General features: G+C 40.9%; 22 protein-coding genes. 4 read left to right on the top strand and 18 right to left on the bottom strand.

Going from position 1 to position 20,419, the window contains the following annotated elements:
- The first annotated feature begins 164 nt into the window (after positions 1 to 164).
- A complete protein-coding gene (locus M886_RS09195) occupies positions 165 to 1,799 on the top strand; it encodes an acetolactate synthase large subunit (protein ID WP_011034264.1) in 1,635 nt (544 codons plus the stop codon).
- A 34-nt stretch (positions 1,800 to 1,833) separates the two neighbouring features.
- On the opposite strand, the gene eif1A (M886_RS17775) is transcribed toward M886_RS09195, so the two are convergent.
- From eif1A (M886_RS17775) to M886_RS09165, 6 genes are all read right to left on the bottom strand, one after another.
- Positions 1,834 to 2,184 carry a translation initiation factor eIF-1A gene (gene eif1A, locus M886_RS17775; RefSeq protein ID WP_080503062.1) on the bottom strand — a complete coding sequence of 117 codons (351 nt, stop codon included), beginning with the start codon at positions 2,182 to 2,184 and terminating at the stop codon, positions 1,834 to 1,836.
- Positions 2,185 to 2,621: 437 nt separating this feature from the next.
- Positions 2,622 to 2,822, bottom strand: coding sequence for a CxxC-x17-CxxC domain-containing protein (locus M886_RS09185; RefSeq protein WP_011034262.1), 201 nt, complete (start codon positions 2,820 to 2,822; stop codon positions 2,622 to 2,624).
- Between the two features lie 384 nt (positions 2,823 to 3,206).
- Positions 3,207 to 3,410 carry a CxxC-x17-CxxC domain-containing protein gene (locus tag M886_RS09180; protein ID WP_015412477.1) on the bottom strand — a complete coding sequence of 68 codons (204 nt, stop codon included), beginning with the start codon at positions 3,408 to 3,410 and terminating at the stop codon, positions 3,207 to 3,209.
- A gap of 420 nt (positions 3,411 to 3,830) precedes the next feature.
- Complete coding sequence (gene eif1A / locus M886_RS09175; RefSeq protein WP_011034260.1) at positions 3,831 to 4,151, bottom strand: translation initiation factor eIF-1A; 321 nt, start codon at positions 4,149 to 4,151, stop codon at positions 3,831 to 3,833.
- Between the two features lie 652 nt (positions 4,152 to 4,803).
- Complete coding sequence (locus M886_RS09170) at positions 4,804 to 5,022, bottom strand: CxxC-x17-CxxC domain-containing protein (protein WP_015412475.1); 219 nt, start codon at positions 5,020 to 5,022, stop codon at positions 4,804 to 4,806.
- Positions 5,023 to 5,341: 319 nt separating this feature from the next.
- Complete coding sequence (locus M886_RS09165; RefSeq protein WP_048036948.1) at positions 5,342 to 5,584, bottom strand: CxxC-x17-CxxC domain-containing protein; 243 nt, start codon at positions 5,582 to 5,584, stop codon at positions 5,342 to 5,344.
- Positions 5,585 to 6,061: 477 nt separating this feature from the next.
- Between M886_RS09165 and M886_RS09160 the strand changes: the two genes are divergently transcribed.
- The gene (locus M886_RS09160; protein WP_048038214.1) at positions 6,062 to 6,388 is read left to right on the top strand and encodes a DMT family transporter; all 327 of its coding nucleotides are present in this window, start codon (positions 6,062 to 6,064) and stop codon (positions 6,386 to 6,388) included.
- Positions 6,389 to 6,533: 145 nt separating this feature from the next.
- Here the strand turns inward: M886_RS09160 and M886_RS09155 are convergent, their stop codons facing one another.
- Positions 6,534 to 7,217: a class I SAM-dependent methyltransferase gene (locus M886_RS09155; RefSeq protein WP_048051056.1), complete on the bottom strand. Its 684-nt coding sequence runs from the start codon at positions 7,215 to 7,217 to the stop codon at positions 6,534 to 6,536.
- Between the two features lie 493 nt (positions 7,218 to 7,710).
- Between M886_RS09155 and M886_RS09150 the strand changes: the two genes are divergently transcribed.
- Both M886_RS09150 and M886_RS09145 read left to right on the top strand, forming a co-directional pair.
- Positions 7,711 to 7,941 (top strand): hypothetical protein, encoded by a 231-nt coding sequence (locus tag M886_RS09150; protein ID WP_054869418.1) that lies wholly within the window; start codon positions 7,711 to 7,713, stop codon positions 7,939 to 7,941.
- A 486-nt stretch (positions 7,942 to 8,427) separates the two neighbouring features.
- Entirely contained in the window at positions 8,428 to 9,774 is a 1,347-nt protein-coding gene (locus tag M886_RS09145) for an MFS transporter (protein WP_048038210.1), read from the top strand.
- A 69-nt stretch (positions 9,775 to 9,843) separates the two neighbouring features.
- On the opposite strand, the gene M886_RS09140 is transcribed toward M886_RS09145, so the two are convergent.
- The 11 genes from M886_RS09140 to M886_RS09090 form a co-directional block, all read right to left on the bottom strand.
- A complete protein-coding gene (locus M886_RS09140; protein ID WP_011034254.1) occupies positions 9,844 to 10,038 on the bottom strand; it encodes a YwbE family protein in 195 nt (64 codons plus the stop codon).
- Positions 10,039 to 10,118: 80 nt separating this feature from the next.
- On the bottom strand, positions 10,119 to 10,379 hold the full coding sequence (locus M886_RS09135; protein WP_048051055.1) for a hypothetical protein: 261 nt from the start codon (positions 10,377 to 10,379) through the stop codon (positions 10,119 to 10,121).
- Between the two features lie 44 nt (positions 10,380 to 10,423).
- On the bottom strand, positions 10,424 to 13,312 hold the full coding sequence (locus M886_RS09130) for a heavy metal translocating P-type ATPase (protein ID WP_048051054.1): 2,889 nt from the start codon (positions 13,310 to 13,312) through the stop codon (positions 10,424 to 10,426).
- Positions 13,313 to 13,353: 41 nt separating this feature from the next.
- Entirely contained in the window at positions 13,354 to 13,560 is a 207-nt protein-coding gene (locus M886_RS09125; protein ID WP_084685065.1) for a heavy-metal-associated domain-containing protein, read from the bottom strand.
- A gap of 169 nt (positions 13,561 to 13,729) precedes the next feature.
- Entirely contained in the window at positions 13,730 to 13,921 is a 192-nt protein-coding gene (locus M886_RS09120; protein WP_327036900.1) for a heavy-metal-associated domain-containing protein, read from the bottom strand.
- A gap of 762 nt (positions 13,922 to 14,683) precedes the next feature.
- A complete protein-coding gene (locus M886_RS09115) occupies positions 14,684 to 15,055 on the bottom strand; it encodes a 4Fe-4S dicluster domain-containing protein (RefSeq protein WP_048036956.1) in 372 nt (123 codons plus the stop codon).
- 18 nt (positions 15,056 to 15,073) lie between these two features.
- Complete coding sequence (locus tag M886_RS09110; protein WP_015412464.1) at positions 15,074 to 16,150, bottom strand: hydrogenase large subunit; 1,077 nt, start codon at positions 16,148 to 16,150, stop codon at positions 15,074 to 15,076.
- Between the two features lie 22 nt (positions 16,151 to 16,172).
- Positions 16,173 to 16,523 carry an NADH-quinone oxidoreductase subunit C gene (locus tag M886_RS09105; RefSeq protein WP_048036959.1) on the bottom strand — a complete coding sequence of 117 codons (351 nt, stop codon included), beginning with the start codon at positions 16,521 to 16,523 and terminating at the stop codon, positions 16,173 to 16,175.
- Positions 16,516 to 16,986, bottom strand: coding sequence for an NADH-quinone oxidoreductase subunit B family protein (locus M886_RS09100; RefSeq protein WP_011034246.1), 471 nt, complete (start codon positions 16,984 to 16,986; stop codon positions 16,516 to 16,518). The genes M886_RS09105 and M886_RS09100 overlap by 8 nt, the downstream gene beginning before the upstream one ends.
- 13 nt (positions 16,987 to 16,999) lie before the next feature.
- On the bottom strand, positions 17,000 to 17,872 hold the full coding sequence (locus tag M886_RS09095) for a respiratory chain complex I subunit 1 family protein (RefSeq protein WP_011034245.1): 873 nt from the start codon (positions 17,870 to 17,872) through the stop codon (positions 17,000 to 17,002).
- Entirely contained in the window at positions 17,872 to 19,788 is a 1,917-nt protein-coding gene (locus M886_RS09090) for an NADH-quinone oxidoreductase subunit 5 family protein (RefSeq protein WP_048043890.1), read from the bottom strand. The genes M886_RS09095 and M886_RS09090 overlap by 1 nt, the downstream gene beginning before the upstream one ends.
- Positions 19,789 to 20,419 lie beyond the last annotated feature (631 nt).

Genomic DNA, 20,419 nt, shown 5'->3' with positions numbered 1-20,419 from the left:
GCAGTCAGGGTTTGCCGGATACGGCTGAACGAACCTGCTAAAAGCTATGAAAAAACCTGCTTGAAGAAAAGCATTAAAAGAATAAACACTGAAAAAATAACATCGAAAGCAAAACCAGATATATCGTATAAAGTTTCAGGATCAGGTAAAATAGAGGTTTTTTCATGAAAGCTTCGGATCTCTTTGTTGCCCAGCTTAAAGAGGAAGGTGTGGAATACGTATTCGGACTCCCCGGAGAAGAAAACCTTGACCTTCTTGAGTCTCTGCGGAATTCGGATATCAAACTGATAATAACAAGGCATGAACAGGCTGCGGCTTTCATGGCTGCAGCTTATGGAAGGCTGACAGGGAAGGCAGGTGTCTGCTTTTCAACTCTCGGTCCAGGAGCAACAAATCTTGTTACAGGCGTTGCTCAGGCGCAGCTTACAGGTGCTCCTCTGATATCTATATCAGGACAGAAAGCCCTGATTGACAACTGGCAGGCGCGTTTCCAGCTCGTAGATGTTGTCAGGATGATGGAGCCTCTCTGCAAGAAAGCCGTAACGATTTCGGATCCCGGGATGATACCTACCGTGCTCCGAAACGCTTTCAAGCATGCAGAGGCTGAAAGGCCCGGAGCGGTACACATTGAACTTCCGGAGGACGTAGCTGGAGAAGATACGGACGCAGTTGTGCAGAAGAGGAGTGAGACCAGTATTCCCTCTCCTGACCCCAAAGCCATCGAAACAGCAGCGGGCATGATTCGCGAGGCTAAAAACCCCCTTATCATAGTCTCTTCAGGAGCTAACCGGAAGGCTGTAACCGAAGAACTGGAAGATTTTGCAAACAGGACAGGCATTTATGTTGTGCACACACAGATGGGAAAAGGGGTTGTCCCTGACGACTGCCCTTACAGCCTTTTTGCAACAGGAATCCATGCAAGGGACTATGTAAACTGTGGAATTGACGGGGCAGACCTGATAATAACAGTAGGCTATGATATTGTGGAATATCCACCCTACCTCTGGAATGGAAAGCTGGACAAGAAAATAGTAAATATTGATTTTGTGGAATCTGTTCCTGACAGGTACTTTAACCCTGCAGTTGAGGTGATAGGAGATATTTCTTCTTCTGTCCGGCAGCTTGCCGCAAAAGTTCCCGAAAAGAGGGAGTTTCCCGTATTTGAAAACACAAGAACCTTTATCGAAGAAAAAATAAATTCACCCGTAAAGAAAAGCTATCCTCCCATCCCCCAGGAAGTTGTAAAGAGTGTGAGAGAGGTTCTGGGGCGTGAAGACATCATCTCTCTTGACAACGGCATATATAAACTGTGGTTTTCCAGGCTTTATAGGGCTTATGCTCCCAATACGGTGCTGCTGGATAATGCCCTTGCAACAATGGGCGCAGGCTTTTCTGCAGGGCTTGTTGCAAAACTTCTCCACCCGGAGCGCCGGATACTTGCTGTCTGCGGAGACGGTGGTTTTATAATGAACTGCCAGGAGCTTGAGACTGCAGTTCGCTACGGAATCCCACTGGTCGTCCTTATCCTGAACGACAATGCCTTTGGTTTTATTAAATGGAAACAGAAAAAGATGCGCTTTGAAGATTTTGCTCTGGACTACGGAAACCCTGATTTTGCCCTCCTTGCCGAAAGTTTCGGGGCAACGGGCATAAAAGTAAAAGAAAACGATGATCTTAAAGAGGTTCTTGAAAAAGCTTTTTCCCTTAACAAGCTGGTAGTTATCGAATGTCCCATTGATTATTCCGTAAACTATGAGACTTTTTCAATAGAACTCGGAAACCTTGTGTGTAAATTTTGATTATATAAAAGTAAAAGGTTTTTGAGAAGAGTCCTTAATTAAGGTACCCTTTGCGTTCAAGCCATTCTATCTGGGGCCTTGTATATTTCCAGATGACATCAGCTTTTGAATCCTGAATTTCCCAGGGGTTTGCTATTACAATATCGCCTTCACGGATCCACATTTTTTTGTTTTTGGAGCCCGGAATCCTCCCCATGCGGACAACCCCATCCATGCACTGCAGAGTGACTCTTTTTGAGCCAAGTAAACTTGCTACCGTTGCCAGAACTTCGTTTCGGTCTTTACGTGGAGTGCGTACCCTTGTTACCTCAGGATTATCTCCGGGGTTTACGGGCCTGTTTGCTCCGGATTGTCTTTTTCTGACAGCACTTCTATAATTAGCCAGGTTAATTCCTCCTTTTGATAATATTCTGAATTTTATTTTTAATTTTTATTCAGAGTTTGTATTTTATTTTTAATTTTTATTCAGAGTTTGTATTTTATTTTTAATTTTTATTCAGAGTTTGTATTTTATTTTTAATTTTTATTTAGAGTTTGTTATTAATCATACGCCAGTTTGTTTCTTTATTATTTCAACCCTGATCCATATTCTATCCCGATTTTTGTTTCCCCTGTGTTTTCTTTCAATATCAGCTGCGTATTTACTCGGTAATTATGGCAAAAATAGTTACCATTAACACAGACCTGATTTATTTATACACCGGAACCGAACAGGCTCGCATAAAACGAAGCGAAGACAAAGGGCTAAAAAATAAAAAGTGAAAAATGAATTGAGTATTATGCAAATAAATTGCAATTATTAATACTCAATGCACATTATCATCAGAACTTCCTGTGGTTAGGAAGGCACTCTCTGCAGTAAACCGGCCTGCCTTCTGTTGGCTTGAAAGGAACCTCGGTCTCAACACCGCAGTCAGAACAGGTAACTTTAGTCATTTCTCTGGGGCCGCTGTTGCCGCCTCTGAAACCCCCACGGTTGCTGTCTCTGCCCCTGAAGGAGTTTCCTCTGTCATTAAAACCCATTTTTGTTTCACCTCCGCATATAACGGATATTTATTAGTTAAAAATAAGATTGTATAGAGCTCTTTGATTAAAAACAAAAGCGAGTTTTTAATAACAGGATATACGTCTCTTTATTTTCAACTCTGAGTTGACATTCAAATTATATAAACATTTCTATGAAAAAAATAATTTCTAGAAATGAAATTCCAGGAGATTTAAGACTAAAATTCCTCTGATTCAAATTCATACTTTAAGCAAAATTAAAGATAGTCTGAAGGATTAAAGTTTAAAAAGAATCTCCATAGAAAAAGATATCCATAGAAAAAGATTCGATCCGTCTGCTTTTCAAATAAGCAGAACGGATTGCACTCTATAAAAGTAAGAATCCCGAAGCGGAGTTCGGATTTAATAGCGGTTCTCTCTGGGCTTCCTGTGGTTAGGAAGGCAGTCCCTGCAGTAGACCGGTCTGTCGGGATCTGGTTTGAAAGGAACCTGAGTCTCAGCACCACAGTCAGAACATGTTGCGTTGTGCATTTCTCTTGGGGCTCCGCCAAAACCTCCCCGGTTGTTGTCTCTTCCCCGGAAGGAATTTCTGTCATTAAAAGCCATTTTCTTTTCACCTCCGCTTACAACGGATAGTCATTTGCTTAAAAATAAGATTGTATAGAGCTCTTTGATTAAAAACAGAAATTAGTTTTTAATAACAGATTATACGTCTCTTTATTTTTAATGATCCTACTATACAGTCAAATTATATAAATTTAACCCATAAAAATTAAAAATAATCATAAAAATATTTAAAATTTAAAGCCGCCTGTTTCCAGATCCAGTAATACAGACTCCTGCAAAACCTGTCAAGTTTAAGTTTAAATTGAAATTTAATGAGTCTGGAAAGGGAACGCTAAAAAGATAAGAACTCCAGGATCTCTTACGCTAAAAGAGTTATCAAAAGAAGAATAAGAGGTTTAACCAGCACGGGTTAAAACCAGTTTTACAGCATTTTTGAGTAATAAAATTGCCATCAGGGCATTATTTCAGGTAGCCTTTGCGTTCAAGCCATTCTATCTGGGGCCTTGTGTACTTCCAGATAACATCAGCTTTCGAGTCCTGAATTTCCCACGGAGTCGCAATTACAATATCACCTTCACGGATCCACATTTTCTTGTTTTTGGACCCCGGTATCCTCCCCATCCTGACAACTCCGTCCATACACTGTAAATTGACCCTTTTTGAGCCAAGAAGACTTCCTACCGTTGCCAGCACTTCGTGGTTCTCCTTTCTTGGAGTACGCACCCTTGTCACTTCCGGAGTGGGTGAATTATTTGCTGTTCCTTCTCTTCTCTTTCTCATGTTGCTTCGATAATTAGCCAGGTTGATTCCTCGTTTGTTTATTTGATATTTGAATTTTGGTTTTAAATTTTTGATTTTAAATTCGAATTCAGGTTCAGGATATTAGCTACATCCGCCTGCTCAAACTTCCCCCAAATTTCGTGCATCAGGCAAGGACAATTTCAATGATTGCCGGTTCTATACAGGTACTTTGGTCTGAAGGTTCATAAATGGATAGGAGATCAAAAATCTTTAATAAATATAAAATATGTGATTATTGATTAAATTCCCAGAAAACCGGGAAAGTTTTCAGGTCCCTATCCACCCAACCTGCGATCCTAATAAAAGCGGCCAAAAAGAATCCTGACCGAGCTCCACCACAAATTTACTGGAGCGTGATTTTTTATTAGTATCGATCAGTAATATTGTATAATTGTATATCAGTAATATTGTATAATTGTATATCAGTAATATTGTATAATTGTATATCAGTAATATTGTATAATTGTATATCAGTAATATTTATAATTGTATAATTCAGTGCTCAACATGTTCACACTACCTCAGAATTCCATGCTTTTCACCTGAGCACAGGGAGAAAAACAAAGACTAAAAAGTGAGCAGTGTTGCTGTATAGCCTTACAGAACAACACCCATAAGAGAATATTCAGATTTAGAATTTCCTGTGGTTAGGAAGGCATTCCCTGCAGTAAACCGGCCGTCCTTCTGTTGGCTTGAAAGGAACTTCGGTCTCAACACCGCAGTCAGAACAGATAACCTTGTGCATTTCTCTGGGGCCGCTGCTGCCGCCTCTGAAACCACCGCGGTTGCCGTCTCTACCACCCCGATTGCTGTCTCTGCCCCTGAAGGAGTTTCTGTCATTAAAACCCATTTTTGTTTCACCTCCGCGTCCAGCGGATAAGCATGCTCATAAAAATATGATTGGATATAATTTATATTAAAAACAAAAATGAGTTTTTAATAACAGATTATACTTCTCATTATTTTTACTAGTTCTAGAATCTTTTTATCGTATATAAAGTTAATCTACCAAACATAAAAAAACAAAGAGGTGGTTCTCAGAAAAAAGTAAGGAAAAGGCTGTATTGAACAGGAGATCTGAATTGAAAATAAATAGACAGGATTTGAAAACTTATACTCAAGGTTTCCATGTATAAATTTAAAATAGTAAATATATAAAATTTCCAGGCTTAGAACTTTCGGTGTTTTGGAAGGCAGTCCCTGCAGTAAACAAGTCTTCCTTCAATAGGTTTGAATGGAACCTGGGTCTCAACACCGCAGTCAGAACACACTGCAGGATACATTTCTCTGGGACCACTGTTGCCACCTCTGAAACCCCCGCGGTTGCCGTCTCTGCCACCCCGGTTGCCGTCTCTGCCACCCCGGTTGTTATCTCTCCCCCGGAAGGAATTTCCTCTGTCATTAAAACTCACTCTTGTTTCACCTCCGCTTATAGCGGATAACCTCTAGCGTGCTACAAAAATAAGATCCTATACACTCTTTAATTAAAAACAGAAATGAAGTTTTTAATAACAGATTATATGATTCTTTATTTTTACTGCCAATATTTTCGTAGCCGGCATAGTATATAAATTTATCTCAAATGATCGTCGTGTATGGAAAGCTCTTTCAGGCAGGCTGAAACTTTATTTGTCGGAATCAAACCGTATATTGAGGACAAAAAAGTTCCAGAGTTTTCCGGCAAATACATGGTTTTTAAGGTATTTTCATATTCATGTATTTATCAGAAGTTCTCCAGGTATAACAAAATAAAGAAATAAAGTAGATCAATAAATTACAGGCTATAAACCTGTCAGCACTAACAGACTGCTTAGCAGATCAGGAATATATAAAGAAAGTATAAGGGGCTAACAGCTAATAATTAATAATAGAAATAACATTATCTATTAATGAATTATTATTATCTTCTGTTACTTGCAATACTGTTTGAAGTTTGCGGAACAACCTGCATGAAATTATCTGATGGCTTTTCAAAACTGATCCCATCGATTTTGATTTTCGTATTTTATGCAGTCAGTTTCTTTTTCTTTACCCTTGCCCTTAAAGGACTGGATGTGAGCATTGCATACGCAATATGGGCAGGGTTAGGGACCGCTTTTATAACAGTTATAGGAATATTCTGGTTCAGAGAACCTTCCTCGGCCTTCAGGCTAATTTCTCTTGCCTTTGTAGTTATGGGAGTGATCGGGCTTCATCTGAGCGATAGAGTAACATAAACCATTCTGACAGCATTCTGACAGGGCAGGTTGATCAGATTGAAGAGTTCCGTACTGAGTAAAATCTTAAAAGATAAGATCGAGCTTCAAAAATATCAGGTTTGAAGCCCTTCAGCTCCTGACAAAATTGTCTGCTGCCTGAAATTTAAAGTTTCTGAGCAATAATTACAAACCCCAGAATTTTGTTCCCTGTCCTCGTTTCCAGTTCTTCGACCCTGAAATAATCAAATTCAAACCTGCAATCTGTGAGCAGGAACACAAGCTCTTTTTCAGTAAAATGGTGTGCAATAAACTCAGTCTCCCCTGTTTCAGGGTCACGGGCAAGGAAAGACCCTTCTTCTTTTGTAATTGGGAAGTCGTGGAGGTATCGTTTCCTGTAGAGCTTCAGGTGCCAGTTCTGGCCGAATTCCACAAGGTACAGATAAGCTCCGGGTTTCAGGACTCGAAAAACTTCTTTAATTATCCTGGATCTTTCCTTAGGGTCCGGCACAGAGGTCAAAAATGCCTGCATGACTGCAAAATCAAAACTTGAGTCATGGAAAGAAAGAGAAGAAGCATTTTCAACCTTAAACTCAGCCCTCCCTCCAGTCCTTTGATTCAGACCAGGGCTTCTTGCAGCAGTTTCTGCAAGGCTGATCGCTTCAGAATTTATATCAATTCCTGTTACCGAATACCCCAGGGAAGCAAGCTCAAGACTGATTTTTCCAGACCCACGTCCGATATCAAGAATTTCATCATCTTCCTGCAGGTAGTTGTGAATTATAGGGTAAAGATCAAGGCTTGAAGGTATGTTCTTCCCGGATACCTTTTCCCAGTATGATTCAGGCATAAAGAACCAGATGCAGGTGAAGAATAAAGAACATTTCGCAATTCCGGACTTCACGAGTTTTCGAGTAAAATAGAAAATAGAAGCTAAAAGAACTGCAGGAAAGTGGAACACAGAGTGTAAACAAAAGATGTGAAAAAATAGAAAGCAGTAGATAAATATGTGAAAAAAATAGAAAGTAGTAGATAAATATGTGAAAAAAATAGAAAGGGGTAGATAAATAATTGAAAATCAATAAAGATATTTCAGGCAACTCCTGAATCCGCCCTGCAGGTGTTGCCTGAAAAATGCTTATTGTTAAGGTCAATCCTTTTAACGCGAACTTTGGCACCGCCAGAGTAGCGTTTAACTGAGGGTCTATTCCCGCAGTGGATCCGGACAACCTGCCCGGATCACATAATGTAATCTTTGCGGGATAACTCAGCAGTCTCTGCTACAGGTTTCCGAAAGAAATCGGACGTTGACATCAATGAGTGTGCAACAGAGCTGCTGTTTCGTGATGGAAATGCCCTTAACATTCAGGTTTTTTTTCAATGCTTTTGGAGTACTTTTTGGAGATTTAGCTTCTCCTTTTTTGAGACCTTTATTCTTTGTTTTTAAAGACCTTTATTTCCTTCACATTCTTAAAGATCTTTTAATTCCCGCAGATTTATTCAAAGCTTTTAGTTTAGCTTTGTCTGAAAAATCATTTGGGATTAGAATTTCATATTGTAAAATTAGAATATAAGTATACTTTTTGCAATAGTTCTGTTTCCTGACAGGGCCAATACTTTTAAAGCTTGATAATGCTTTATTTTCCTTGATAAAAGATCTGCATAATTTATAACGAATAGAAAGTGCACATATTATCTCTTATTAACAGAAGCACACCTTACAAAAAAAATAAACAAACCCTGAACCTTCACTACCCTCCGATCTGCCGTAGAATATATAAAATAATCATTGAGGGGTGCTGAAAGCGGTTTAATATACTGAAATCCTTTAACCTTCTCATACAGTCTTTAAAAGCTGAAAAACCTGCCAAATCGCCTGCACTCAAAGAAAATTCAGGGTAACCTGGATGAACTTGTCCAGAGCTTGCAGAAAGGAGAAATAATTCGCAATTAATTAAGCCAGCCGTATCTGTAAAGGTTAAAATGAAACGGCATCACGGGACCTCTTTAAATTCTGGAAGAGAAATAGTATAAGGGGCAGAAACACATATATTCCTTCGATGGAACAGAACTCGGGAACTTCCTCTGCAAGCGGCAGAGCACTTTTTCCATTATATGCCATAACATTTATAGGAACCCTCGGGTTTGGCATCATACTTACTTTTCTCGTATTCCTTGTAACAGACTATGGAGGCAATGCCCTTGTCTACGGCATACTCGCTTCAACTTACCCTGCCTTCCAGCTTATCGGAGCTCCTGTACTGGGCAGGTGGTCTGACCTTTATGGGAGAAAAAAGATTCTATTATTGAGTCAGATTGGGACCCTGCTTGCCTGGATCATTTTTTTTGCCGCCCTGTTTTTTCCAGTAATCCCGCTGATAGAGGTCAGGTCTGGTCTTCTTGGAACATTTACAGTTACTCTCCCTTTGCTTATACTCTTTTTAGCGAGGGCTCTTGACGGTGCTACAGGGGGAAACGTTTCAGTTGCCAATGCTTATCTTGCCGACCTCACTTCAGAAGAAGAAAGAAATAAAAACTACGGACGAATGTCTGTAGCCTCCAATCTGGGATATGTCTTTGGTCCTGCGATTGCCGGAGTTCTCGGGACAACAGCCTATGGCGAAATTCTGCCAGTATCCGCCGCACTGGTGATTTCAATCATAGGAACTCTTATAGTACTTTTTCTTCTCCCAGATTCCCGGCCCTGCGCCATTGAAGAATACCCCGAATCCACCGGGATTAGAAAAATACTCGGGCAGGAACAAAAAGAGTGCTATCAGGTTGAGGCAGGAAGTAAAATAACATTTCGTGAAGTCTTCAAGCTTGAGTACATCCCTTTTATGCTGGTTGTTTACTTCCTTATCTTTCTGGGCTTCAATATATATTATACCGCATTCCCTATCTTTGCCGTTGTTGCCCTTGAATGGAGCCCTGCAGAGCTGGGTATTTATTTTTCCGTAATCAGTGCGCTTATGGCATTTGTACAGGGCCCGGTCCTTGCAAAGCTTGCCAGAAGATATAGGGAGTCTATAATGGTTGTTGGCGGCGGTTTTATTCTGGGACTTCAGTTTATCCTTATAGTACCCGGAGACTATCTTCTTCTGTACCTTGCAGCCGTGTTTTTTGCTTTTGGGAATGGGATTATGTGGCCTTCTATTCTCTCCATCCTCTCCAAATTTGCGGGTAAAAAATACCAGGGATCGGTTCAGGGCTTTGCAATGAGCGCGAGCAGCCTTGCAAGCATAATCGGCCTTCTTGCAGGAGGCTTCCTGTATACGCAGTTTGGAGTTATAGCCTTCCTTATCGCAGCCGCAATAATATATCTTGTAGTTTTCCTCTCTTTCAGGCTTCTAAGAATTGAGAAAGAGAAACTGATAGAAACTGAGGCTGCGAAAACTCCAGTTTAATCCTTAAAAAAGTGACTGGTTTTTGGGATATTGAAAAATGACTGGCTGGTTTTAATGGATCTCAGAATTTTAATAGATTTCCTTAACCCTGCCTACCTGCCCATCGGACAGCTGGACTTTGATCCCATGAGGGTGGGTCGAAGAATTGGTTAAAATTCTCTTCACAACTCCACGAGTTATTTTCCCAGTCTTCTGGTCCTGTTTTAAAACGATTCCCACGTTTAATCCTTCTTTAATGTTTGATCTCATGCTTCCGTTATTCATGGCATAAGGTCAATTCCGTGGTATATAAACCATTACGTTCAGAAAACTTTTTTATAAATAAATCACCTGCCTGTAAAATATTATAATTCTGACTTTTTCACCTGTTCTCTGTTTTCAAGCCAGTCCAACACCCTGGGCCAGAGGGACAGTGAGATAATTATGGTAATAATAAAAACGAAAATGCAACCCATAACAACGTCTACCAGAGTATAGGATGCTTCTCCTGAGTAAATATTAGCTAACAGGGTCCCGAGCAGGAAAAGGCTCATCAGCACCACGGAAGTGGCAACACTTAATAGAAACACGGCCCGGTTCTTGTCTTTGGATTCGAAATTTACCATATTATCACCGACATTGAGCGGAAGTCATAACATCAGTCCTGAACTTACTTAATCCTGCTTCTTTTCATCAGAAGGGAATTGGTTGTCACCGAAACCGAACTTAATGCCATAAAAGCAGCAGCCAGTTCAGGCGTAATAAGAACTCTGTGAAAAAAGGGATAAAGAATTCCGGCTGCAATAGGGATGCCTATTGTATTGTACCCGAAAGCCCAGAGAAGGTTCTGCTTGATCTTACGAATGGTAAGCCTGCTCAGGCGAAGGGCTGCTACCACGTCTATGGGGTCATTTTTAATAAGCACAATTTTTGCGGATTCCATTGCCACATCCGTGCCTGCTCCCATTGCGACCCCCACGTCCGACTGTATAAGGGCAGGAGCATCATTTATCCCGTCGCCTACCATTCCAACAAGCCTGCCTCCACTCTGGAGCTTCTTGATTTCGTTTGCTTTGTCTTCTGGCAGAACCTCGGCAAGCACTCTTGAGATTCCAACCTCCGATGCAATTGCCCCGGCTGTAATGGAGTTGTCACCGGTTATCATAACCACTTCAATGCCCATATTCTTCAGGGTCTCCACTGCCTCTTTAGAATTCTCTTTCAGAGTATCTGCAACTGCAACCAGCCCCATAGCTTCATCCCCTAGAGCTACAAGCATTGCAGTTTTCCCGTTTTCTTCAAACCTGCGCATCTCGGCTTCAAGACCGTTAAAAGAAATTGAATTTTCTTCCATAAGCTTGCGGGTGCCCAGCAGAACCCTCCTGTCCTCGAGATAGGCCTCTATTCCTTTTCCCGGAATAGAACGGAAACTTTTTGCCCCTGCAAGGCTGATTCCCTGTTCTTCCGCCCCTCTTACAATAGCTTCTCCGAGAGGATGTTCAGACCCTTTTTCAGCCGATGCAGCAGTAAAAAGTACCTCCTTTTCCTCACGTCCGGAAACTGCAAATATATCTGTCAGTTTAGGGGTGCCTTCAGTAAGAGTCCCCGTTTTGTCAAAAACAATGGTATCAAGTTTATGTGCTCTTTCAAGGGCTTCTCCTCCTTTAATAAGAATTCCGTTTTCCGCCCCTTTGCCTGTGCCGACCATTATGGCTGCAGGGGTTGCAAGCCCGACTGCACACGGGCAGGAGATAACAAGAACAGTGATAGCTATAAGCAGGGAAAAGAGGAAAGGGCTGGTGCCCCTGAGAGCTTCGGACTCTCCTACCCCATAGAACCAGTAACCAAAGAAAAACCAGAAGAAAAAAGCCAGAAGAGCAATTATATGTACGATTACGATGAAGTTTCCGGCAAAGACATCTGCAATCCTCTGGATAGGAGCCTTGGTTGTCTGAGCTGCTTCTACAAGTCTGATGATCTGGGCAAGGGCGGTATCAGCCCCCACTTTGGTAGCCCTGAACCTGAAAGATCCCATTCTGTTAATGGTAGCCCCAATAACAGTATCTCCTTCGCCTTTTTCAACCGGGATGCTCTCTCCTGTGATCATGGACTCGTCAACTGCAGAGCTTCCTTCAACCACAATTCCGTCAACAGGTATTTTTTCACCCGGACGGACAATAACAATATCTCCGACTACTACCTCTTCAACAGGGACCTCTTTTTCCACACCGTCTACAAGGATCCTTGAGGTTTTAGCCCTTAACCCCATCAGCTTTCGGATAGCTTCTGAGGTTCTGCCCCGGGCTCGTGTTTCGAGATACCTGCCAAAGACAATGAAAATAATCAGAAAAGCCACGGTATCGTAGTAGAGAACGTCATATCCTGGACCCAGGTCAAGGAAAGTTGCTGCTACACTGATAAGATAAGCCGACCCTGTCCCCGCGGCAATCAGCAGGTTCATGTCGGTTACGCCGTGCCTGAAGCCTTTAACAGTGCCTGCAAAAAACTGCCTGCCCGGAAAGAGGAGAATAAGAGTGGACATGATGAAAAGCACGGTGTGATTGGAAAAGATGTCTGGAACAAAAGAGAGAAACGGGAACATCATGCTCATATTTCCGAGAGATACGGGGATCCCCAGGAGGAGGGCAATGATCAGGTTATTTCTCTGCTTGAGGATCTCAGCGTCCCTTGAGATCTGTTCTCTATCTTCATATTCTACAGTCTCAGCCTGCACTGATGCCCCATAACCTATTCCCTGGACTGCAGCAATAATCTCCCTGACAGATATGCGGCTTGAATCGAATTCCACAACGGCTTTTTCGAGGGGAAAATTTACGGAAGTCGAGATTACACCCTCGGTTTTATTGAGAATCCTCTCAATGTTTGCAGCACAGGATGCGCAGCTCATCCCCTGGAGGTTAAGGGTTACCCTGTCTTTCTCAACTTTATACCCGATGGACTCGATAGCTTCTTCAATCTGCCCGGGGGAAATAAGAGAAGGATCAAAGCTAACATTTGCCCTGCCAAGTTCCAGATTAACGGTTGCGGAATCCACTCCGTTTTCTTTCTTCAGGACTTTCTCGATATTCAGGGCGCATGCCGAACATGTCATCCCGGAAACACCGAGAGTGATTTCTTTAAGCCCTTCTTTCTGACCTGAAATTCGGGAGACTTTTTCTTCTGCCGTTTTGCAGGCTTCTGTGAGGGGACATGCCTGAGAACTTCCCTGCGCCTTATCCTCATATTCCAGACCCTTATCAGCAGAGTCTAAAACCTTTCCTGCTTTCTTTTCTTCCATGGCAGGCTCTGAGCTTTCCGTCAGGGCTTTTTCTTTATCTTCTTCAGTCTCCCCTTCGCGTTCTGTAGAATAGCCAGCCTTTCGGACGGCTTCCATAATATCTTCAGGGCTTAATTTTTTAGGATCAAAATTAACATATGCACGTTCAGCTTCGAGATTGACATCTACAGATTCTACACCATCAAGTGAAGCAATAGCATCCGCTACTCTTTTCTGGCAGTGACCACAGGTCATGCCGTAAACTCCTATCGCAAGTTCCATCGGATTGCCGCCTATCCAGTTTTTTCAGACTTCCCTGGCGCTTAAAAAGCGTTCATGGACTCTCTTACATTTTTATAACCCGCTTCGAGCAGGGTCATCCTGATGACGTGTGCATCAGTTATCCGGCTGTCATAAGTCACGTTTACCGTCCTTTCCGGTACATTCACATTTACACATGAAACCCCGCTAATAGAGGTAATAAGTCTGGTAACCGTGTCTTTACAGTACTTGCAAATCATATCATCCACTACAAATGTTGTCTCCCCCGTGTCTTCACCCCCGGATCATCAGCTGCTTTTTAAACAGGCGCTTCACCCATATTATAAAAATCTGTGCCTTTTACTATATAATGGAATTCCTCGAGCCGGATAAATAAAATGCCTCAGGATCAATAAAACTCAGACACATAATTCCAGTTCAAGCTGGTTCATACCCGCTTTCTCGGACTGCAGCCTTTATTTTCTCAACATCTGTTTTCCCTTCATCAAATTCGACAACAGCCTGTTTGTTCTCAAGGCTGACGTCTACTTTCTTTACACCCTGTACATCTTCCATTGCTTTTTTAACCCTCATAACACAATGCCCACAGGACATACCTTCGACTTTTATAGTTTCCTGAGTAATCGTTTCAACCTCCAGTATACTTATCTGAAAGAATTTGGCTTACCATCTTTATAAAAGTGTTCTCAGTGGAAATGGATAAAAAATCTGTTAAATAATTTGTAGTTTTTTTACATTATGAGAGTATCTTCTATTTCATATATTACAATAGTTTCTCATAGTCTGAGAGAAGAATACGGGCAAAAAGAATATAGAAGTAACCCTTATTTGAAAAAATAACATACATCTACCTTATTTCATGTTGCCGCTCTGGATTGCATTTCACTTAGTTCAAGAACTGTTTTTGTATAAATAATTCCCTTGTTTAATAGCTGGCGTCTCCATCAAGTTGATATCTGCAATCAGACATCCAGCGAAGCTAGCAATTCTGTTTTCATCCGTATGCGAGTGACTTCAAAAGGAGAGCGGCACTGGATAGAAAGAATTCGAGTGCAATTCAGGCCATTCAGAAATAATGCCAGCAAATTACCACAGGCACCTGAAGCTGAAAAATGATCTTATTTATGGAGAACATAAAAAGGAAACAAAAAAGCCTAAATGTTCTGAAATCATGAGAAAAGATATTGTGTAAAAAAATACAAAATATGAATTTTATCTTTTCCTATCCAGATAGTTTTCAGGGGAATTTATCAGAATAAAATTCCCCTGTTAAACTATTTTTTAGACTTGGGAACTTAAAATTGTTTTTAACCGGAAAACTGAAAAAATAACGTTGATTCCAGTAGAAAAATAAAAATTTAAATGAAATTTTTATTTTGGAGACGCTGCTTTTGATGCCGCTTTTGGTTTCTCTACTATCGGAACCACTACTTTAACAGTTTCTTTCGCACCGGTTTTTGGCCTTTCATTGGATATTGATAGGCAGTCTTTCGGGCAACCAGTAACGCACTCTGTGCACATAATACACCGGAACAGGTTGATTTCCCACGTTTTGTCTGCTTTGGTAACTGTAATCGCATCCGGTGGACATTTCTTTTGACATAGCCCGCAGAGGATACAGTTTTCCGGATTGATAACAATCCTTCCTTTAAACTCTTTATAAGTTTCCCTTATCTCGAAGGGATAAAGTCTGGTAGCCGGTTTATGAGAAATGTTTGATAATACAAGGTTTAGCATACCCATTTTAATCACCCTTCCACTTCATCTTTCAGTGCAGCTAATGCAGGGGTCTATAGTGAGTACAATTATAGGAACATCAGCGAGTTTTACGCCTGGGAGCATTACTAGCAGTGAAGGTATGTTTGCAAAGGTAGGAGTCCTTATTTTAAGCCTTTCCAGGTTTTTAGTACCGTTACCTTTCACGTAATATACAACTTCACCTCTGGGCTGCTCTGTTCTCATAATCGCTTCACCTGTAGGGAAGCCCTTTACAGGTGTTGTAATATCACCATTAGGCAGCCTGGAGATTGCGTTCCTCATAATTTCAATAGAATTATACAATTCTTTAATCCTTACTACAGTTCTTGAGTAACAATCTCCATCTTTCTCTACAGCTGTCTTAAAGCCGAGATCCTTATAAATTGCCCAGTCTTCTGTATTTCTTACGTCAATAGCGTTATCGCTTCCTCTCAATGTAGGACCGGCAGTTCCCAACTCATATGCTACCTGCTTTGACATTACAGCTAATCCCTTAGTTCTTTTCTTAACGGTGTAATTGTTTACGAACACTTTTTCAATGTTTTTAATTTGATCTTCCAGTGTATCGCACATTTTCAGAAGCATATCAGTATGTTCTTTTGATAGATCTCTGGTAACTCCTCCGACTTTTGAGATTGAGTGTATAACTCTGTTCCCACAGATTCTCTCAGCTGCGTCCTGTACTGCTTCTCTATACTTCCAGCATTCATAAAAGAGGCTTTCAAATCCAAAACCATCTGCAAACAGGCCAAGCCAGAGAAGATGACTGTGAAGTCTATTGAGTTCACCAACAATTACCCTGATAAGTTGCGCTCTTTCAGGGATTTCTAAATCGAATAATTTCTCAACTGCCCGTGTATAAGTTATACCATGGAGAGCACTGCATATTCCGCAGATCCTTTCACAAATGTATGTTGTTTGAACATAGTCCTTTGTATCTATGAATTTCTCAAGCCCTCTGTGCACATACCCTATTGAAGGAAGTGCCCCAACAACAACATCGTTGTCAAGCTCAAGTTTCAACGCTACCGGCTCGGGTAAAACGGGGTGCTGAGGACCAAAAGGTATTACAGTTGTCATATGATTCTCCTCTCAAATTGCTTTAGGCTAAAGGAGCTTTCGGACTGTTTGGCGTTAAATAAAGGTGGCCTTTATAGTCTATCGCTAAACCTTCGAAAGTCAATCCGAAGAGATCCTGGTACTCATTTTCGATCAAGAGTGCACCTAGATAAATGCCTGATATACTCTTGGCTTTCTCACCTGGTTTCAAAAAGTACTTCAGGTTTTTCAGTTTGTTGTCTTTTTCAAAGACATATATCAAATCATGACCATCGTTAGCTTTCAGGCATATCATAGTAGCATTTCGATAGCCATCCTTTTTTAACTGCTCTACGGTTTTTAGCAGTTCTCCACTGCTTTTTATTTCTACCGCATCTATCACGTTATCAAGCATTTGATGGCACCTCTTTTCCTTTCAATGGCACTTCTTTTCCTTTGATGTTCCCTTTCTTCTTATTTTCAAGTATTGAGAGTGCTGCTACTACGCCGTCAAGTATGGCTTCAGGCCTTGGACAGCACCCGGGAACATATGCATCTACGGGTATTATCTGGTCCACTCCGCCTATAACATTATAGCAGTTATGGAATATCCCACCAGTAGATGCACAAGCACCGACAGCTAAAACAACCTTCGGGTCCGGGATCTGGTTGTAAAGATTTTTGAGTACATTGACATTTTTATAATTTACAGAGCCTGTAACTACCATTATATCAGCTTGCTTGGGAGTACCGATATTTAAAACGCCAAATCTTTCAGCATCATATAAAGGGGTAAGACAGGCTACTACCTCAATGTCACAGCCATTGCAGCTGTTACAATTCACATGTATGATCCATGGTGATTTTGCTAAACTCATAAATAGCCCTCTTTCACACTAATTTTACTCCACTTACGTACAGGTACACTATGTTCACAAGTGAAATTGCTAACAGGAATGTCCAGCTCAATTTGAGCATCCATTGCCAGTAAACTCTTGCAGTAATATTGTCTATTACGATTACCAGCAAGAAAGCAATGATACCCAGAAGCAAACCTATTATTGGAGTTGATGCCCAGAATAAGAATATTAGTCCGGTTAAGAACACGTATTCATAGAAGTGAGCAATCTCAATTGTGGCAAATCCTGGCCCTGAATATTCGGTTGTCATACCTTTAACCAGTTCCTGGTGACCGTGGTGAGAGGTTGAATAATCAAAGGGCGATTTTTTCAATTTTATATTCAGAACAACTATCATTGCTATGAATAAAAGAGGCGTATATATCAGCAGAGGAGTGGATGCTTCTAACAGCGCGGATACTTTGAAAGTGCCGGTGACCAGGTAGATTGCAAGGGCATATAAAATCAAAACCGGCTCATAAGAAAGTATAGCCATGATCTCCCTTGAACTTCCTACTCTGGCATATGGAGAACCGGTGCTCATACCTCCTACAATAAGAGCCAGAGAAGCTACTGTATATACGAATATTATCATCAGCATGTCTGCCCTGAATATTAACATCAAGAGGCTCAGAATGATAAAGACCAGGTACACGACTACGTAAAAGTTCTGAGAGCCGTTTACGATCATGTTTTCTTTACTCATAAGCTTCCTGACATCATAGTACGGCTGTAAAAGAGGCGGACCGACTCTACCCTGCAGTCTTGCAGTGATTTTCCTGTCAATCCCCGAAGCTAAACAGCCTATGATAGGAGCACCAATCAGAACAAGAATAGCTAGCAAAACATCGTTCATAGCTACCATTATAGTACCCCTCCTGCCAATGCAATTACAATAAGAATTATGGAAATTGCATATCCGAGCGTTGTAAGTTTATTTTCTCCAAAAGTGTTTTGGAGATATATATTGGAGACATTACTTTTATCGTAGGTGCAAAGCCCATTTCTGAACATTAATTTGTCCCTTTCCATGTTGTTTTCTCCACACATGTAATATCCAGCCATACGTGGAGTGAACATGCTTCTTGTAGCGAGATAGAGGATAATAGCCAGAGCAAGCACTGCGAATATTGCTGCATAAGCAAATGCCCCTATTTCAGATGTGAATTGTCCGGCTTCTCCCGAAATAGTAGGAGCAATATTGAGCAGTATTTCAACCTGAGGTTTGATGAAGTAGTCATATATTGAAAACACAAGAACGCTTGAAACTACAATTGAAAACCCGAGGACTGAAAGTGGGAAATATGTTTCCGCTCTCTTGTTGTGAACTGCATATTTATCCATGGTTGAGGACAGGATTGTTCCGAGCCATTTAGCATAATACACTGTTGTGAGTGCACTTCCGAGTATGAGGAAGACTATCACAATAGGGTTGTTAGAAGCAGCTTCCATCGACACCCATTTTGTGAGCAGCACACCAAAAGGAGGCAATAGCATGGATACCATTCCCAGCGCTGCAAGGGTTGTGAGATATGGAGCCTTTTTAATTAACCCTGCCATGTCTTCAATATCTCTGCTTCCTATGGTGTGCTCAATTTCACCTGTGCAGAGGAAGAGAAGAGCTTTGGATATTGCGTGGAACAGGATAAGCATAATTGCAGCAGCTACAGCCAGAGGTGTACCAATTCCTGCACTTGCGATAATTAATCCCAGGTTTGCAATTGTAGAATAAGCGAGAACTCTTTTTGCGTTTCTCTGGGATAAGGCTAAAGCCGAGCACATGACGAAGGTAAAGCTTCCGTAAACTGCAATAGCTGTACCGAGACTTGAGCCCGCAAAAGCTGGTACAAGTTTGACGACTAAAAACACACCGGCATTAACCATTGTGCTTGAGTGCAGTAAGGCAGAAACCGGAGTTGGAGCTACCATTGCACCCAGGAGCCAGCTCTGGAAGGGCATCTGAGCGGATTTCGCAAAGCCTCCGATACAGAGTAAGGCAACGGGAAGGGCTACAGCGGCCATCGCTGTTGCATCAGTTCCAGCGTAAATTCCAATTCCGGAAAGGGTACCTATATCATAATTTAGAGCTAGAATAATTATGCCTACAGATAAAGCAATTCCACCAACCAGGTTTAAAGCCAGAGCTCTGAAACCATTGTCTATTCCTTCCTGATCCATGTTGTATGAGATCAAAACGAATGAACAAAGAGTTGTCAGTTCCCAGAAGAGAAACAGCCATCCGAGAGTGTCAGCCATGACAAGACCGTTCATGGATGCCAGGAAGAAACTCATTGTGAAATAAAATGTTCTCTGTCTGTTTAGATGCCTGTGTTCTTCATATTCATCCATATAACCGGTTGCGAATAGTATGATCGCAGTACCGACTATATTGACAATTAATATCATTACCTGAGAAAATTGATCAATATTAAAAACAGCGCTTTCAGCATGCGGAGCATTAGTAAAAGTGTAAGCAAATACAGCTGCTGAAATTATTCCGAGTACAAGTGTAGGCCAGTTTTTGTATTTTGCTGACACAGCAAGAATGAATAGTATAACCAGTACTTCGAGTACAAGGACAACATTTTCTAACATTGCAAAATCTGGTCCAGTTATTTCATAAACTCCAACACCATCCCGAACTAACTGAACTGAAGCAATTACCCCAAATACAAAGAAAGCCCAGGCAAGAACTTTGTACATACTTTTGCCAAGACCCAGGAATAAAAACGAAAAAAGTAGGGGTACTGCGATTAATAGCATTACTGTTGTTTCTATCATACAACGTATCCTCCGACCTATTTCCTCCTATCGATTTACCTTTGACCTATACTGTTGGGACTTACACACTTGAAGAATAAAATCAAACTCAATAAGCTTTGTTAGGAGTGTACGTTTTTAACAGTTCAAGGCTTACGATATTGATTTTTGATCCAACCGAGTAGTTTCCGGAACATGTAAGGACATACAAAATATTTAGGACAAAAAATGCCCAGAATAATTATAAGCCCTTAAATTAAAATTATAACAAGATAATAATGCCCAAACAACGTAGAAATATATAATATCTACGCTTCCAACTGTTAATCTATCATAGCCATATTTAAACATGGTGATTTTTTTCCCACTTTTATATTACTAATATGAATAATTGCCTGAATCGTCAAAAAAAAACAATCTCAGGTGTCGCTGGAGAAAAAAGGACAAAAAATCCAGAGGTTGGGAAGAACATGCAGGACGACATAAAATTTATCTTTAAATATATTGTGGTACATTTAAATAAAATAAAGAAATGCCTTTATTATAGGAGCTAAAATAAAGCTACTTTTTTAAAATTAATAAAATATTCAGTCCAGTACGTCCAGAACAATGTGGCTTTGAAAATTTACTGTAAAAGCTGCAGTATATCCTT

The sequence above is a fragment of the Methanosarcina soligelidi genome (genome assembly GCF_000744315.1).
Classification (GTDB): domain Archaea; phylum Halobacteriota; class Methanosarcinia; order Methanosarcinales; family Methanosarcinaceae; genus Methanosarcina; species Methanosarcina mazei.
The sequence above is the reverse complement of the archived record's forward strand: the minus strand, read 5'-3'. Positions and strand labels throughout refer to the sequence as shown.

What these genes read in the sequence shown, in the direction of transcription:
- M886_RS09110 (WP_015412464.1), bottom strand. Translation starts at nt 16,150, where the DNA reads ATGACAACTGTAATACCTTTTGGTCCTCAGCACCCCGTTTTACCCGAG.
- M886_RS09105 (WP_048036959.1), bottom strand. Translation starts at nt 16,523, where the DNA reads ATGCTTGATAACGTGATAGATGCGGTAGAAATAAAAAGCAGTGGAGAA.
- M886_RS09090 (WP_048043890.1), bottom strand. Translation starts at nt 19,788, where the DNA reads ATGATAGAAACAACAGTAATGCTATTAATCGCAGTACCCCTACTTTTT.
- M886_RS09160 (WP_048038214.1), top strand. Translation starts at nt 6,062, where the DNA reads ATGAATTATTATTATCTTCTGTTACTTGCAATACTGTTTGAAGTTTGC.
- M886_RS09130 (WP_048051054.1), bottom strand. Translation starts at nt 13,312, where the DNA reads ATGGAACTTGCGATAGGAGTTTACGGCATGACCTGTGGTCACTGCCAG.
- M886_RS09195 (WP_011034264.1), top strand. Translation starts at nt 165, where the DNA reads ATGAAAGCTTCGGATCTCTTTGTTGCCCAGCTTAAAGAGGAAGGTGTG.
- M886_RS09155 (WP_048051056.1), bottom strand. Translation starts at nt 7,217, where the DNA reads ATGCCTGAATCATACTGGGAAAAGGTATCCGGGAAGAACATACCTTCA.
- M886_RS09145 (WP_048038210.1), top strand. Translation starts at nt 8,428, where the DNA reads ATGGAACAGAACTCGGGAACTTCCTCTGCAAGCGGCAGAGCACTTTTT.
- M886_RS09180 (WP_015412477.1), bottom strand. Translation starts at nt 3,410, where the DNA reads ATGGCTTTTAATGACAGAAATTCCTTCCGGGGAAGAGACAACAACCGG.
- M886_RS09095 (WP_011034245.1), bottom strand. Translation starts at nt 17,872, where the DNA reads ATGGTAGCTATGAACGATGTTTTGCTAGCTATTCTTGTTCTGATTGGT.
- M886_RS09135 (WP_048051055.1), bottom strand. Translation starts at nt 10,379, where the DNA reads ATGGTAAATTTCGAATCCAAAGACAAGAACCGGGCCGTGTTTCTATTA.
- M886_RS09140 (WP_011034254.1), bottom strand. Translation starts at nt 10,038, where the DNA reads ATGAATAACGGAAGCATGAGATCAAACATTAAAGAAGGATTAAACGTG.
- eif1A (WP_011034260.1), bottom strand. Translation starts at nt 4,151, where the DNA reads ATGAGAAAGAGAAGAGAAGGAACAGCAAATAATTCACCCACTCCGGAA.
- M886_RS09115 (WP_048036956.1), bottom strand. Translation starts at nt 15,055, where the DNA reads ATGGGTATGCTAAACCTTGTATTATCAAACATTTCTCATAAACCGGCT.
- M886_RS09170 (WP_015412475.1), bottom strand. Translation starts at nt 5,022, where the DNA reads ATGGGTTTTAATGACAGAAACTCCTTCAGGGGCAGAGACAGCAATCGG.
- M886_RS09100 (WP_011034246.1), bottom strand. Translation starts at nt 16,986, where the DNA reads ATGAGTTTAGCAAAATCACCATGGATCATACATGTGAATTGTAACAGC.
- M886_RS09185 (WP_011034262.1), bottom strand. Translation starts at nt 2,822, where the DNA reads ATGGGTTTTAATGACAGAGGAAACTCCTTCAGGGGCAGAGACAGCAAC.